The 15,110-nt window shown below is 34.7% G+C and carries 9 protein-coding genes and 1 tRNA gene; all 10 read right to left on the minus strand.

All coding sequences use genetic code 11. The features are described from left to right. Positions 1–76: 76 nt before the first annotated feature. A complete protein-coding gene (locus JR053_RS01860; RefSeq protein ID WP_416603354.1) occupies positions 77–8,596 on the minus strand; it encodes a DNA-directed RNA polymerase subunit beta/beta' in 8,520 nt (2,839 codons plus the stop codon). Positions 8,597–8,654: 58 nt separating this feature from the next. Then, a complete protein-coding gene (gene rplL / locus JR053_RS01865; RefSeq protein WP_007301986.1) occupies positions 8,655–9,056 on the minus strand; it encodes a 50S ribosomal protein L7/L12 in 402 nt (133 codons plus the stop codon). 26 nt (positions 9,057–9,082) lie between these two features. Beyond that, on the minus strand, positions 9,083–9,601 hold the full coding sequence (rplJ, locus tag JR053_RS01870; RefSeq protein WP_010406822.1) for a 50S ribosomal protein L10: 519 nt from the start codon (positions 9,599–9,601) through the stop codon (positions 9,083–9,085). Positions 9,602–9,613: 12 nt separating this feature from the next. Beyond that, complete coding sequence (gene rplA / locus JR053_RS01875) at positions 9,614–10,267, minus strand: 50S ribosomal protein L1 (RefSeq protein WP_010406826.1); 654 nt, start codon at positions 10,265–10,267, stop codon at positions 9,614–9,616. Between the two features lie 4 nt (positions 10,268–10,271). Further along, on the minus strand, positions 10,272–10,712 hold the full coding sequence (locus JR053_RS01880) for a 50S ribosomal protein L11 (RefSeq protein WP_010406829.1): 441 nt from the start codon (positions 10,710–10,712) through the stop codon (positions 10,272–10,274). 2 nt (positions 10,713–10,714) lie between these two features. Continuing rightward, a complete protein-coding gene (nusG, locus tag JR053_RS01885) occupies positions 10,715–11,551 on the minus strand; it encodes a transcription termination/antitermination protein NusG (RefSeq protein WP_010406831.1) in 837 nt (278 codons plus the stop codon). Then, positions 11,541–11,750 carry a preprotein translocase subunit SecE gene (gene secE, locus JR053_RS01890; protein WP_012481857.1) on the minus strand — a complete coding sequence of 70 codons (210 nt, stop codon included), beginning with the start codon at positions 11,748–11,750 and terminating at the stop codon, positions 11,541–11,543. The genes nusG and secE overlap by 11 nt, the downstream gene beginning before the upstream one ends. Positions 11,751–11,760: 10 nt before the next feature. Beyond that, positions 11,761–11,833: transfer RNA gene (locus tag JR053_RS01895), tRNA-Trp, on the minus strand. Positions 11,834–11,845: 12 nt separating this feature from the next. Further along, positions 11,846–13,018 carry an elongation factor Tu gene (tuf, locus tag JR053_RS01900; RefSeq protein ID WP_010406834.1) on the minus strand — a complete coding sequence of 391 codons (1,173 nt, stop codon included), beginning with the start codon at positions 13,016–13,018 and terminating at the stop codon, positions 11,846–11,848. Positions 13,019–13,030: 12 nt separating this feature from the next. Further along, entirely contained in the window at positions 13,031–15,106 is a 2,076-nt protein-coding gene (gene fusA / locus JR053_RS01905; RefSeq protein WP_010406835.1) for an elongation factor G, read from the minus strand. Positions 15,107–15,110 lie beyond the last annotated feature (4 nt).

A 15,110-nucleotide genomic window follows, 5' to 3' on the forward strand; every position in this document is an offset into this window, starting at 1 on the left:
TTCTGTCAGTTAATTCATGCTTGTCAGATCAAGTCTAAACTATTACAGATTAAACATACTACCTCATTAGCTATATTCAATTTGACTGATCATAGTGCGATGCCACCACACTCTCTTCTTCATCAGAATGTAATTGATAACTATTATCACTCAGCAATTTTTCGTCATAAGTCTCAATATCAAAATATTTTTCATATTTATCTATATTTTCACAAAGCGAAAGTGCTTTCACCTTATTCATAATCAGACCCGTACCAGCAGGAATTAACCTTCCTACTATAACATTTTCTTTTAACCCACTCAAAGGATCACTCTTTCCGCAAAATGCTGCTTCCGTAAGTACTTTTGTTGTTTCTTGGAAAGAGGCAGCAGAAATAAAGGAATTAGTTTCAAGGCTTGCTCTAGTAATTCCCTGCAGAATAGGAAGATAATGAGCAGGTCGTTTTCCAGAGTTATTCATAGCATCATTTTCTCTATCAATTTCCAGCCTGTCGATATTTTCTCCAATTAAGTACATAGTATCACCAGGATCGGTAATTTCTACTTTTTGTAGCATTTGCTTTAAGATCACTTCTAAATGCTTGTTATCTATGCGCACACCTTGCAATCTATAAACTTGCTGTATTTCAGAAATCATATAGTGTGCTAACGCTTCTAACCCAAGCACACGTAGAATATCATAAAGATCAGGATCGCCATCCATCAATAAATCACCTTTACGCACAAAATCACCTTCATTGACTATTACATGCTTACTTCTTGATACTAAATACTCAACTTGAGAAGCTTGCTCATCTACAGGTTTAATTACTACACTGCGTTTTCCTCTACGGTCTTTTTCAGAGAACGTTACATAGCCATCTATTTCACTAACGATAGCATGCTCTTTAGGACGACGTGCTTCAAATAATTCTATAACCTTAGGCAAGCCACCAGTAATATCACGAGTTCTAACTGACTCTCTCGGCGTTCTTGTGATAACATCACCTGCATGAACCTTTTGGCCATCCTGTACATTAAGCACTGCACCAACTGGTATAAAGTAACATGCTTCCACACCACTTGAAAGTGTTATTACTTTTTCATTATCATCAAGCAGTGCAATACGAGGACGTAAATTAGCTACACCAGAGTGCAATTTCCAATCTTTTACTACTCTATTTGATATTCCTGTAGATTCATCCATCACTTCAGTGATTGAAATTCCATCTTTTAAATCCTGGTAAGATATTGTACCACTCTTTTCCGTAATAATAGGTAGTGTATACGGATCCCATTCCGCAACTTTATCACCAATTTTTACTAACTCACCCTCATTTACATAAAGTTTAGCACCATAAGGCACACTGTGCTTCAATTTTTCACTACCAAGGCTATCAATTAAAACGACTTCACAGGAACGGCTTATCACAATTTTATTTCCGTTTTTATCTATAATTATATTACTATTGTTTAGTTTTATTCTAGCATTAATAGAAGCTATAATATTTGAGGACTCAATACCTCTAGTCATTACCCCACCTATATGGAAAGTACGCATCGTTAACTGAGTACCTGGCTCTCCAACAGATTGAGCAGCGATAACACCAACTGCTTCACCTATTGAAACAATTTTACCAGTTGCAAGGTCTCTTCCATAACACAAAGAACACACACCAGGACTTATTTCACAAGTTAAAGGCGATCTAATTTTTATAGCATCAAGACCTGCAATGTTGATTTGCTTTACTTTACCTTCATCAATTAATTCCCCTGCTTTTAATAATAACTCTTTGGTTACTGGGTTATATATATCATTTGCAGCTGTTCTACCCAGTACAACACTCTCTAGAGATGCAACTATAGTACTACCTTCAACTATAGCTCTTACAATAAGGCCATTTTTCGTTTTACAGTCATGTTTTGTAACTATGCAATTTTGAGATACATCAACCAAGCGACGAGTTAAGTATCCAGAGTTTGCAGTTTTAAGTGCAGTATCAGCTAAACCTTTACGCGCACCGTGAGTAGAATTAAAGTATTCAAATACATTTAATCCTTCGCGAAAATTAGAAATTATAGGTGTTTCTATAATTTCACCAGAAGGTTTGGTCATTAACCCTCGCATTCCTGCTAACTGCTTCATCTGGGAAGTAGAACCTCTTGCACCTGAGCTAACCATCATATATATTGAATTGTACTTACTATTTTCATCATACACAGATATCGCTTTTAACATATCATTCGCTATTATATCTGTGCACTTAGACCACTCATCTATAACTTTATTATACCTCTCACTTTTAGTGATTAGTCCGTCTTGATACTGTGCAGAAAATTTCTTAATTTCACCCCTTGTATAATCAACGTGTGTAGCTTTAGTTTCAGGTATGACCATATCGCAACGACTAAAAGAAGTACCAGAAAATGTAGCATACTCAAAGCCAAGTGTCATCAATTTATCAGAAAATACCACTGTAGCACTTTGACCGCAGCTACGATATACTAAATCAACAATACTAGTTATTTCCTTAACTGTTAATACCTGATTTATTAAATCGAAGCTTAGATTCTCATGTTTAGGAAAAATCTGCCATAATATTAAACGTCCAGGAGTTGTACAAATAGTTTTATACTGAATGTTTCCATCGCTATTGATGTGTTCCATTTTGTACTTTATATGAGAATGAATATGCAGAGTACCGTTGTTTAAGGAATGCTCAACTTCACAAAAAGCACAAAAAAGTGGTAAATCATCCTTCTTAAGTTGCTGTAAAGTTAGGTAGTATATACCAAGCACTATATCTTTACTAGGAACTATAATCGGTCTTCCATTAGAAGGACTTAAAACGTTATTAATTGACATCATCAACACTCTAGCTTCAAGTTGAGCTTCCAATGAAATTGGCACATGTACTGCCATTTGATCACCATCAAAGTCAGCGTTAAATGCTGTACAAACAAGTGGATGAAGCTGTATTGCTTTACCTTCAATAAGGACTGGCTCAAAAGCCTGAATACCAAGCCTGTGTAGCGTAGGCGCTCTATTTAGTAAAACAGGATGCTCTTTTATTACTTCTTCAAGCATATCCCAGACTTCTGGCTTTTCTGCTCTTATTAACTTACTAGCAAATTTAATAGTTGGAGCGATTCCATATATTTTAAGCCTTGAGTAAACAAAAGGCTTGAATAACTCAAGAGCCATTCTTTTCGGTAATCCACACTGATTTAGTTTTAAAGTTGGACCAACAACTATTACAGAACGTCCAGAATAATCTACCCTTTTTCCTAAAAGATTCTGACGGAAACGACCTTGCTTTCCTTTCAGCATATCGCTAATAGACTTTTTATACCCAGTAGCGCCAGCTTTATTTACCAGAGCATTACGACGACTATTATCAAAAAGAGAATCAACTGCCTCTTGTAACATTCTTTTCTCATTACGAATCATAATCTCAGGAGGATTCAAACTTAACAATTTTCTCAATCTATTATTTCTATTAATAATAGTTCTATAATGATGATTTAAATCAGAAACTGCAGGTCGACCACTTTCAAGCGATACCAAGGGACGCAAGTCAGGTGGTAAAATAGGTATAGCTGTAAGTATCATCCACTCAGGTCTGTTTCCAGACTTGATAAAATTTTCAACAATACGTAATCTCTTTATAATTTTCTTTCTTCTCATTTCAGAAGCAACAGACTCTAACTCCTGTCTTAAATTCTTCCTAATTTCATGTAAATCAAGGCGTATTAGCAATTCTCTTATAGCTTCAACACCTTGCATAGCTATAAAGCTATCGACCCCATAGCTATCTTTAGCTTCATTATAAGCTTTCTCACTAATAATTTCACCTTTTTCAAAAGAGGAAACAAGAGGATCTATTACAACATAATTATCACTATATAAAATACTTTCGATATCTCTAAGAGACATATCTAATAATGCTCCAATTCTTGAAGGAAGTGACTTCAAAAACCATATATGAGCAACAGGAGATGCAAGCTCTATATGACCCATTCTTTCTCTTCTTACTTTAGAAGATGTAACTTCTACTCCACATTTTTCGCATATACGGCCCCTATGTCTTCTTTTTTTGTACTTTCCACATAAACATTCATCATCATTGACAGGACCAAAAATTTTAGGACAAAATAATCCACCTTTCTCAACTTTGAATGTACGGTAGTTTGCAGTTGAAACATCTGTTATCTCTCCATAAGACATACGTTTAATACTTTCAGGGCTAGCAATGGAAATGCTAACCTCATTAAAAGATTGTGCGATATTAGTGTGAGATATATCTTCAATTACTATGTCATTTTGCTTCAAATCCACATTAAAACACAAGGAACGCAACTCTTTTATCATGACATTAAAGGATTCAGGAATTCCACATTCAAAGTTACTGTCACCTTTTATTACCGATTCATAAATCTTAACCCTGCCATTAATGTCATCAGACTTCACAGTTAACATTTCCTGCAAAGTGTAAGCAGCACCGTAGGCTTGCAGTGCCCAACATTCCATTTCACCAAAACGCTGACCACCAAAATGAGACTTTCCTCCAAGAGGTTGTTGAGTAACCAAACTATAAGGTCCTACTGAACGCGCATGAATTTTACCATCTACTAAGTGATGCAACTTAAGCATGTACATGTAACCAACTGTAACTTTGCGATCAAACTTCTCACCCGAGCAACCATCATATAATACAACTTGCCCAGAGTTATCCAATCCAGCAAGTTCAAATAGCTTTACTATTTGTTCATCTTTTGGACCTTCAAATACAGGTGCAGTAACAGGAATGCCATCACGCAACTTATACGCAAATTCAATGAGGTGATTATCATTAATATCGCGAATGTTATTACAAATAGATAAATTACTGCCACAACTATAAACCTCAATCAGGAAGTGACGTAAACTACTGTGTGCATCTTTACAAGAGTTGAAATAATTCTCTACTAATGTAGTCAATTCATTATTTAATTCATCCTTATTAGGCGTATCTAAAATAGAAGCCGTTATTTCATCATCATTAATATCCTCAAATTTTTTATTATCAAGATATAATGCTGCAAATTTTTCAAAATCATCATCACTGAGAGATCTAATTGCCTCACAAAAAGCACGTTTGATTTTATTGATCTCATCAAGAATATTGCCTACTTTTTCTCCTAATTTTTTACAAGCCCAACCTACATGCGTTTCCAATATTTGACCTACATTCATTCGCGAAGGAACGCCAAGAGGGTTAAGAATAATATCAATAGGAGTACCATCTTCTAAATAAGGCATATCTTCTACTGGAACAACTCGAGAAATCACACCTTTATTTCCATGTCTACCAGCCATTTTATCCCCTGGCTGCAAACTATGTTTTACAGCAATAAAAACTTTTACTGACATCGACACACCTTGAGGTAGATCATAGCCTTCATGCAATTTTTCTACTTTTCGCTTAAAGTTTGCTATCGCATGTGATACTTTTTCATCAAAATCTTTTTTTAAGCTCTCAACTTGCTTAGAAATAGATTGGTTTTTCAATCCTATATCCCACCATCCCTCACGTTCAATAAAATTAATACTTTCTCGATCTTGCGAGCCAGAATTAATAAGAATTTTTCTTAATTCATCATAGAAATATTGATTAATAACATTGATTATATGGTCCCGCTCTTTCTCAAAATCATTTACCTCTTTTTGCTTAATAAGAAACGCCCTTTCGTTTTCTTCTTCCCCTCTGCGTGTAAAGACCTGCACATCAATCACTATCCCTTCAATATCTGGAGATGTATATAAAGAGGAATCCACACAATCAAATGACTTTTCACCAAAAATTGTCATTAACAATTTTGTCTCAGGAGGCAATGAAAGAGAATGCTTAGGTGTAACTTTCCCCACCAAAATATAACCTGGACCAACTCTTGTACCAACCTTTACTATACCACTATCATCCAAGTGATAAAGATTTTCTTCATTAACACCGGGTATGGCACGAGTTATTTTTTCCGACCCTAAAGGAGTGTCATGTACAACACATTCAAATTCTTCTATATGAATAGAAGTAAATAGATCTTTTTTAACAACTTCACTAGAAATAATGATTGAGTCTTCAAAATTATAACCTTGCCAAGACATAAAAGCGACTAGCAAGTTTTGGCCAAGTGCCAATTCACCGTTATTAATAGCAGGACCATCAGCTATCACATCACCTTCCTTAACACAATCACCTACATGCACCAGTGGTTTCTGGTTAATACAAGTATTATGGTTAGAACGCTGAAATTTTCTTAGATGATAAATATCTACATCCAAGTAGTTAATTCCTCCTTTGTCAAAAGCACGTATAACTATAGAGTTACTATCTGAGCTGTCAACTATGCCACCACGTTTTGCTAAAACTACAGCACCAGAGCCAGAAGCTACGAAAGACTCCATGCCAGTAGCAACCAAAGGAGCAGTAGGCTTCAATAAAGGTACAGCTTGACGCTGCATATTTGAACCCATTAACGCTCTATTAGCATCATCATTTTCTAAAAATGGAATTAAAGAAGCAGCAACCGATATTACCTGCTTAGGAGATAAATCAATGTAACTTACTTGATTACTATTTACCATTACAAAGGTACCAGCATACCTACAGTATAACATATCATCAACAAAGCAGTTGTTCTCATCAAGCTTTGCGCTGGTATCGGCTATATAATATAAACCTTCATCTATAGCAGACAGATACTCAATTTGATCAGTAACAACCTTATTAACTACTTTCCTATAAGGACTTTCAATGAACCCATATTTATTAATACGAGCGTATATAGCTAAGCTATTAATTAAGCCTATATTCTGCCCCTCAGGAGTTTCAATAGGGCAAATTCTTCCGTAATGAGTTGGATGAACATCACGCACTTCAAATCCCGCCCTCTCTCTTGTTAAACCACCAGGACCTAACGCTGACAACCTTCTTTTATGTGTTATTTCAGATAATGGATTAGTCTGATCCATAAATTGAGATAATTGGGAAGAGTTGAAAAAATCTCTTAAGACATTGGTTAACACTTTTGGATTTATAAAATCAGATGGAGAGACTTTATCTAAACTAGAAGTAGACATAGAATCAACTACTGCCCGTCCCAATTTTAATAATCCAGTTCTAAATTGATTTTCTATAAACTCTCCAACTGAACGGACTCTTCTATTTGCTAAATGATCAATATCATCTACAGATCCTTGACCATCACGTAACAATACTATTTTTCTTATAATTTCAATAATGTCTTCATGTGTTAAAGTAGTTAAATTTTCCTCATAATTTAACCCAAGGCAAGAGTTAAGTTTTAATCTACCAATGTTAGACAAATCATAATATTCCGGACTGAAGAAAAGATTACGAAAAAACTCCTCTACTATCTTTAAAACAGGAACTTCACCAGGACGCAAAACCTTATATATTTCATATAGAGCGTTCTCATAAGACATGTTTTCATCTAAGAAAAGTGTGTTTAATATGTAAGGTCCAACAGAAACATTATCTATGTTCAACACTGATATTTTATCTATAGATAATAATTCAAGCTTTTTTATATCCTCTAATTTTATAGATTCACCAGCAGATAAGACTTTTGTAGAACTAGCACTATCTATTAAATCTTCTGCAAGAAATAAACCACATATAGAATCATAAGGAATTAGATACTCTTTCAATCCGTTATCATATAGATTTTTAGCTAATTTTGAAGTAATACGAACATTAGCTTTAAGTAACACATTGCCTTCAACATTCTTTAAATCAAAAGGAAGCCTCACTCCCTTGAATTTATCAGGGGAAAAAGGTACTCTCCAGCCACTTTTATGTTTTATATACTCTATTTTTTCATAAAATTTATTAAGTATGTCATTATTTGATAAGCCCAAAGCCTTTAATAAAACTGATATTGGCAACTTTCTCTTTCTATCAATACGAAAATACAAATGATCTTTAACATCAAACTCAATATCAAGCCAAGAACCTCTATAAGGAATAACTCTAGCAGAATAGATCAATTTGCCAGAATTGTAAGTTTTTCCCTTATCACTATCAAAAAAGACTCCAGGAGATCTATGCATTTGTGAAACGATAACTTTCTCTACGCCATTGATGATGAAAGTACCTTTATCAGTCATCATAGGCAGTTCACAAAAGCGAACCTCCTGCTCTTCAGCAGATTTTATAACAGTTGCAAGCTTAGAATGATCATCATCTTCTTTAATCTCTTGATATTTTTCAAGAGAAACACCATCCTGCATAATAACAAGACGTATAGAAGCAATAACCTGAGCAGAAAAAGTTATACCACGTTTTATACATTCAGACTCACTATACTTAAGATCATCTACCCTACAATTCAAAAATTCGATAGTAGCCCTATGCAAAGGATCAGATATTGGAAAAATTGTATGAAAGATAGCTTCAAGTCTTTCATTACTTTCATTATTAGGAGTAAAGGAATTATATGACCCCTTTTGGACTTTAACCAAATCCAACAAAGAATCTTTTAAATCAATCGACCTGGAATAAGAAACTCTAGGAACAAAAGCACTAGAAGCACACATATAAGAAGAATCAACCATTAAAATACCTTCACTAATTAAAAGAGCTATATCAACATAAAATTAATATACTAACATTTTATTCAAGCTCAACTTTAGTTGCTCCTGCTTCAATAAGTTTTTGCTTTATTTTTTCTGCTTCGTCTTTAGAAACATTAGCAGTCAAATCTTTGGGTAAAGACTCAACTAATTCTTTCGCTTCTTTTAAATTCAATGTAGAATTAACTTCTCTAATAGCTTTAATCACTCCTATTTTTTTGCTTGCATCAATCTCTTTGATTACAACTTTATATTCAGCTTTTTCTTGAGCAACAGGAGCATTAGCATTATCACTAATAGGCACCCCAGCACCAACAGCTCCACCAAGAAAAGAACCACTAGGCAACCCTATTTTTTCTTCTAGAACTTTTACAAGTTCAGAAGCTTCTAATAGATTTAAAGATAATATTTTATCAACCAAATCACTTGTTACATTATTCATACTGACCACCTTATTTAACAACAAATTTATTTTTTAGAACTATAGTAATCCAAAACTCTCATAAGCCTCATAGAAGATGAATTAACAGACAATGCTAACCGAGCAGGAATATCATAAGATATTAAACGCATAATTTTAATACGCAATTCATCCAGAGAGGGAAGCTTAGCCAATTTGTTAACATCTTCCACTGTTAACAATTCATTTATATGAGCCGCACAAATCACAGACATTTTTTCTTTGTTAGCATTAATAAAATCAACTATTAACTTTGCAGCTTCTACTATAGCACTAGAATATATAATAGCAACAGAACCAGAAAATTTACCTGATAAATAAGAAAATTTACCAGTCCTTTCCAAAGCCAAGCAAGCTAGAGTATTTTTAACTACTAACATCCCACCCATTACAGATTTTAGACTATTCCTAAGAATTAATGAATTGCTAACATTCATAGACTTGAAATTTACCAATATTAAGAAATCATTATTTACAAACACATTCATTATGTTTTGTATAAATTCATCCTTATCTTTACGCTTCACAATTTCGCTCCCTTAAATTATATCTTCTACTTTGTTTATTTTATGAGCTTTACCCATAGTTGAATTTAAAAAAACGCTTTTAAAGTAAACTCCTTTCACAGAAGCAGGTTTATTGTCTCTAATTACTTTAAGAAAGGCTTTTAAATTTTCCAGCAAATCATCAATATCAAATTTAATACTTCCTAATTTACCATGAATAACCCCATTTTTATCCGTCCTGAATTTTATTTGACCAGACTTAATGGTTTTAGTAGCTTCAGCAATATTAGAAATCACAGTACCAAATTTAGGGTTAGGCATCAGCCCTTTAGCACCCAATACTTTTGCAATAGGAGTGATTTTTGCCATGAAATCAGGAGTAGTGATGCACCAATCAACATTCAACTTTCTACCTTTTTTTATCTCTTCAATTAAATCTTCTCCTCCTGTAATATCAGCACCAGCTTTTTCAGCTTCTAATAAATGTTTATCTTGAGCAAAAACAGCTACTTTAATATTCTTCCCGATACCTTTAGGCAACACTACTGTACCACGCACCTGCTCTTCAGATTTACGTGAATCTACACCTAAATTGACTGCGATATCAACTGATTCATTAAATTTTGCTGAAGCAGACTCAACAATCTTCTCCAAACACTGCTTAAAATCATCATTATATGTACTCATTTACCTAACCTTCCACAACTTCTATACCCATAGATTTTGCAGTGCCTATAACCATCTTCACTGCTGAATCTTCATTATCCACTTTCATATCAACCATCTTACACTTTGCCACTTTAATGATAGCAGACATAGATAATTTAGCCACTAATTCTTTACCAGAATTACCAGAACCTTTACTTAATTTAGCTTCCTGCTTAAGCAAATAAGCCACAGGCGGACCGCTGACAGTAAAATCATGAGAGCGATCATCCTTTATGGAAATTCTCACTGTTACTAAATCACCTACTTTATAACTAGCGTTAGCAGCGCTAGTAGCTTTATTAAAAGCTTCACAAAATTTAGGAACAGGTATACCACGCGGGCCAAGTACTGAAGCAATTTTCGGTCCTGGAACTGCTTTTCCAGCTTCCATAAGCAAGTTAATCTTAGCAACTACATTACTCATAATTAATCCTCTATTTTCTCTACTTGAGCCAAATCAAGCTCTATTATTGTTGGCTTACCTAAGATTGATACTTCAATATTAATAATTTTTTTCTCATCATTTACCATATCTACCTTACCAGTAAAATTTTGAAAAAGACCATCATTAATTTTTACTTTTTCACCTTTCTCATAACCATAACTCAACTTTTTCGTTTCTTGAGCATTGTAAAGCGCACTACACATTGAGCGAATCTCATTATCCTCAATCACCTTTGGAACATTACCATTTTTCAAAAATCCATAAACCTTAAGAGATTTTGGTATATTATTAATAAAATTTAATACCTCATCGCATAAATTCATGTATAAAAAGACATAACCAGGAAAGGACTTCCTTCGTTTAGCATTTTTTTTAGATTTTAAATCCATCTCACTTAATTCTTCACAAGGAATAAAAACCCTATTAAAATAATTATTAATATTCAATCTCATAGAATTTTCTAATATATATTGGCGCACTTTCTCTTCATAATTAGAGGCAACTCTTAAAATGTACCACTTATATCTATTAAATTCCTTACGTTTTAAAATTACCTCATCATCTGAAATCATCTCAAAATGACCAGACTCATCACCACAAAACCCAGTCATTTGATTCAAAATATTTTTGCTTTCATCACACAGATGCATACATATATATACTTCACATAACTCTTTTATATCAGATTTTACATCACATACTGTCTGATAAGGAATAAACACCTCCTTAAAGTAAACAGTATTGGTTGCCAACTCGCATATATCCTTCTCATACCCGTAATCGACTTTAATGATATACCATTTATACTTATATTCCATAAATAATTCCAAATAAAGTCTTAATTACGTAAAGAGACATAAAATCTACGAAGCAAAAGAAAATCGAAAAGCATAATATAACAGTTATTACAATAAACAAAGATGACAATACCTGCTGTTTTTTTATCCAAGCAATTCTCCTTATTTCTTGCTTTATATCGCAAAAAAAAACATACAGGTTTTTTAACATTTCTACCATAATATTAATGCAGGAGCGATAGGAATTGAACCTACAACCTCTGGTTTTGGAGACCAGCGCTCTACCAATTGAGCTACACTCCTATAATTCAAAGTTTACTCTAAAATTTCCGAAACAACGCCAGAACCAACAGTTCTACCACCTTCTCTTATCGCAAAACGTAATCCTTTATCCATTGCTATTGGTACTTGCAACTCCACTTCTATACTTACATTGTCCCCTGGCATTACCATCTCCTTTCCATCTAGCAATTTTATGCTCCCAGTTACATCCGTTGTCCTTAAATAAAACTGTGGCTGATAATTTCCAAAAAATGGTGTATGCCTTCCTCCTTCTTCTTTCTTCAATATATACACCTCCGCATTAAATTTCTTATGCGGGGTTATTGTCCCTGGTTTTGCCAATACTTGCCCTCTCTCCACTTCTTCTCTCTTTGTTCCTCTTAGTAGTATTCCTACATTGAGTCCTGCACTTCCCTTATCTAGCAACTTCTTAAACATCTCAACACCAGTACATATCGTCTTTTGCGTCGCTTTCAGACCTATTATCTCTATCTCATCCCCTGCCTTTATCTCCCCCTTCTCTATTCTTCCTGTTACTACCGTCCCTCGGCCCGATATTGAAAATACATCTTCTATTGGCAACAAAAACGGCAAATCTACAGGCCTTGGAGGTACTGCCACATACTCATCTAACTTCTCCATCAATTTATCTATTGATTTCTTTCCATACTCACTACTATCATCCTCTAATGCTTTTAACGCAGACCCAACTATCACAGGCACTTCATCACCTGGAAATCCATACTTACTCAGCAACTCTCTCACTTCCATTTCTACCAAATCTATCATATCAGCATCAGCAACATCAGCTTTATTTATATATACCACGATATATCCAACACCCACCTGTTTTGCCAGCAATATATGCTCTCTCGTTTGTGGCATCGGCCCATCAACCCCTGACACTACCAATATCGCTGCATCCATCTGTGCTGCACCTACTATCATATTCTTTACATAATCAGCATGTCCAGGGCAATCAACGTGTGCATAGTGTCTCTTTTCTGTTTGATATTCAACATGCGCTGTTGCTATTGTTATACCTCTCTTTCTTTCTTCTGGCGCTTTATCTATTTGATCATATGCTACAAAATTACCATAATGCTTTGTTATCGCCGCTGTTAACGTTGTCTTCCCATGATCCACATGTCCTATCGTTCCCACGTTTACATGCGGCTTTCCAAATGCTTCTACTATCGCTGTCATAATTACTAACCTTTAATTATACTTTAACTTTAACTCATCAACCACATATTGTGGCACTTGTTCATAACAAGAAAAATGCATACTATACTGAGCTCTTCCCTGAGATATAGAACGCAAAACATTTATATAACCAAACATATTTGCAAGAGGAACCGAAGCAGTAATTATTTTGCTATTATTACCTAAATCCAGCATATCAACAACACTGCCTCTTCTACTATTTATATCACCCATAACATCACCCATATATTCTTCAGGAGTAATGATTTCCACTTTCATTATAGGTTCTAGCATTTTTGGACCAGCTTTATTTGCCATTTCCTTAAAAGCACCTTTAGCAGCAAGTTCAAAAGCCAAAGGACTAGAATCAACATCATGAAAAGCACCATCAAGAAGAGTAGCCTTAAAATCAATCAATGGAAAGCCGGAAATTATACCACCTTCTTTTATCAACTCTAAGCCATTTTGCACTCCAGGTATATACTCTTTTGGAATAGCACCGCCTACAATTTTACTTTCAAACTGAAAGCCAAAACCAGGCTCAAGAGGTTCGAATTTTATTTTAACTTTAGCAAACTGACCAGCACCACCTGATTGTTTTTTATGAGTGTAATCAATTTCAACAGATTTAGTGATAGTTTCACGATATGCAACTTGAGGCGCACCAACGTTAGCTTCAACATTAAACTCGCGCTTCATTCTATCAATAATAATCTCAAGATGCAGCTCACCCATACCTTTTAATATAGTCTGCCCACTCTCTGCATTTACTGACATCCTTAAAGAAGGATCTTCTGCAACCAATCTATTCAAAGCAACACCTAATTTTTCCTGATCTGAGGTGGTTTTCGGTTCTATAGCAATTTCAATAACAGGATCAGGAAATTCCATACGCTCTAATAGTATAGGAAAATCAGATGAACATAAAGTATCACCAGTAATTGTTTTCTTTAATCCAACTAAGGCAACTATATCACCAACTTTAGCTTCGTTTATATCTTCTCTGTTATTTGCATGCATAAGCAACATTCTACCAATTCCTTCAGTCTCATTCTTTCCAGCATTTAACACAGCAGATTTAGATTTTAACTTACCGGAATAAATACGAATAAACGTCAAGCTACCTACAAATTTATCCGTCATCACTTTAAACGCAAGAGCAACGAATTTCTCTTTTTCTGAAGGTTTGATCTCAATTTTCTTTTCTGAATCTTTAGGATCAGTTCCAATAATTACATCAACATCAATAGGAGAGGGTAAAAAATCAACCACACCATCTAAAAGTGATTGCACGCCTTTGTTTTTAAAAGCTGACCCACATAATACAGGGACAAATTTTCCTTTAATGGTCCCGCTTCTCACACACTTTTTCAACAAATCAATTGGCAGATCGTTAGATTCAAAGTAAGTATTTATCGCCTCATCATCCATTTCAGCTGCAGCATCTAATAAAAGATTTCGATACTCTTGAGCCTTATCAAGCAAATCAGAAGGAATATCTTCATAAGAAAATTTAGCGCCTAATGTTTCTTCTTGCCATATAATAGCTTTCATAGAAATAAGATCGATTATGCCTTTAAAATCTTTCTCACTTCCTATTGGCAACTGAATAACTAAAGGTGATGCGCCAAGCTTCGTTTTTATCATATCGACACATCGATAAAAATTTGCCCCGATTCTATCCATTTTATTAACAAAGCAGATACGAGGAACGTTATATTTATCAGCTTGACGCCAAACTGTCTCAGACTGAGGCTCAACTCCAGCAACTCCATCAAATACAGCAACCGCACCATCCAAAACCCTCAAAGATCTCTCAACTTCAATAGTGAAGTCAACATGACCAGGAGTATCTATTATATTAATCCTATGATCATTCCAAAAACATGTTGTTGCAGCAGAGGTAATTGTAATGCCACGCTCCTTCTCTTGCTCCATCCAATCCATAGAAGCTGCACCATCGTGCACTTCACCAATCCTATTTTGTTTGCCAGTATAAAATAAAATACGCTCTGTTGTGGTGGTCTTGCCAGCATCTATATGAGCCATTATTCCTATATTTCTATACCTAGATATTAAAACTTCCATACCA

This window comes from Wolbachia endosymbiont of Nasonia vitripennis (assembly GCF_048054115.1).
Taxonomy (GTDB): Bacteria; Pseudomonadota; Alphaproteobacteria; order Rickettsiales; family Anaplasmataceae; genus Wolbachia.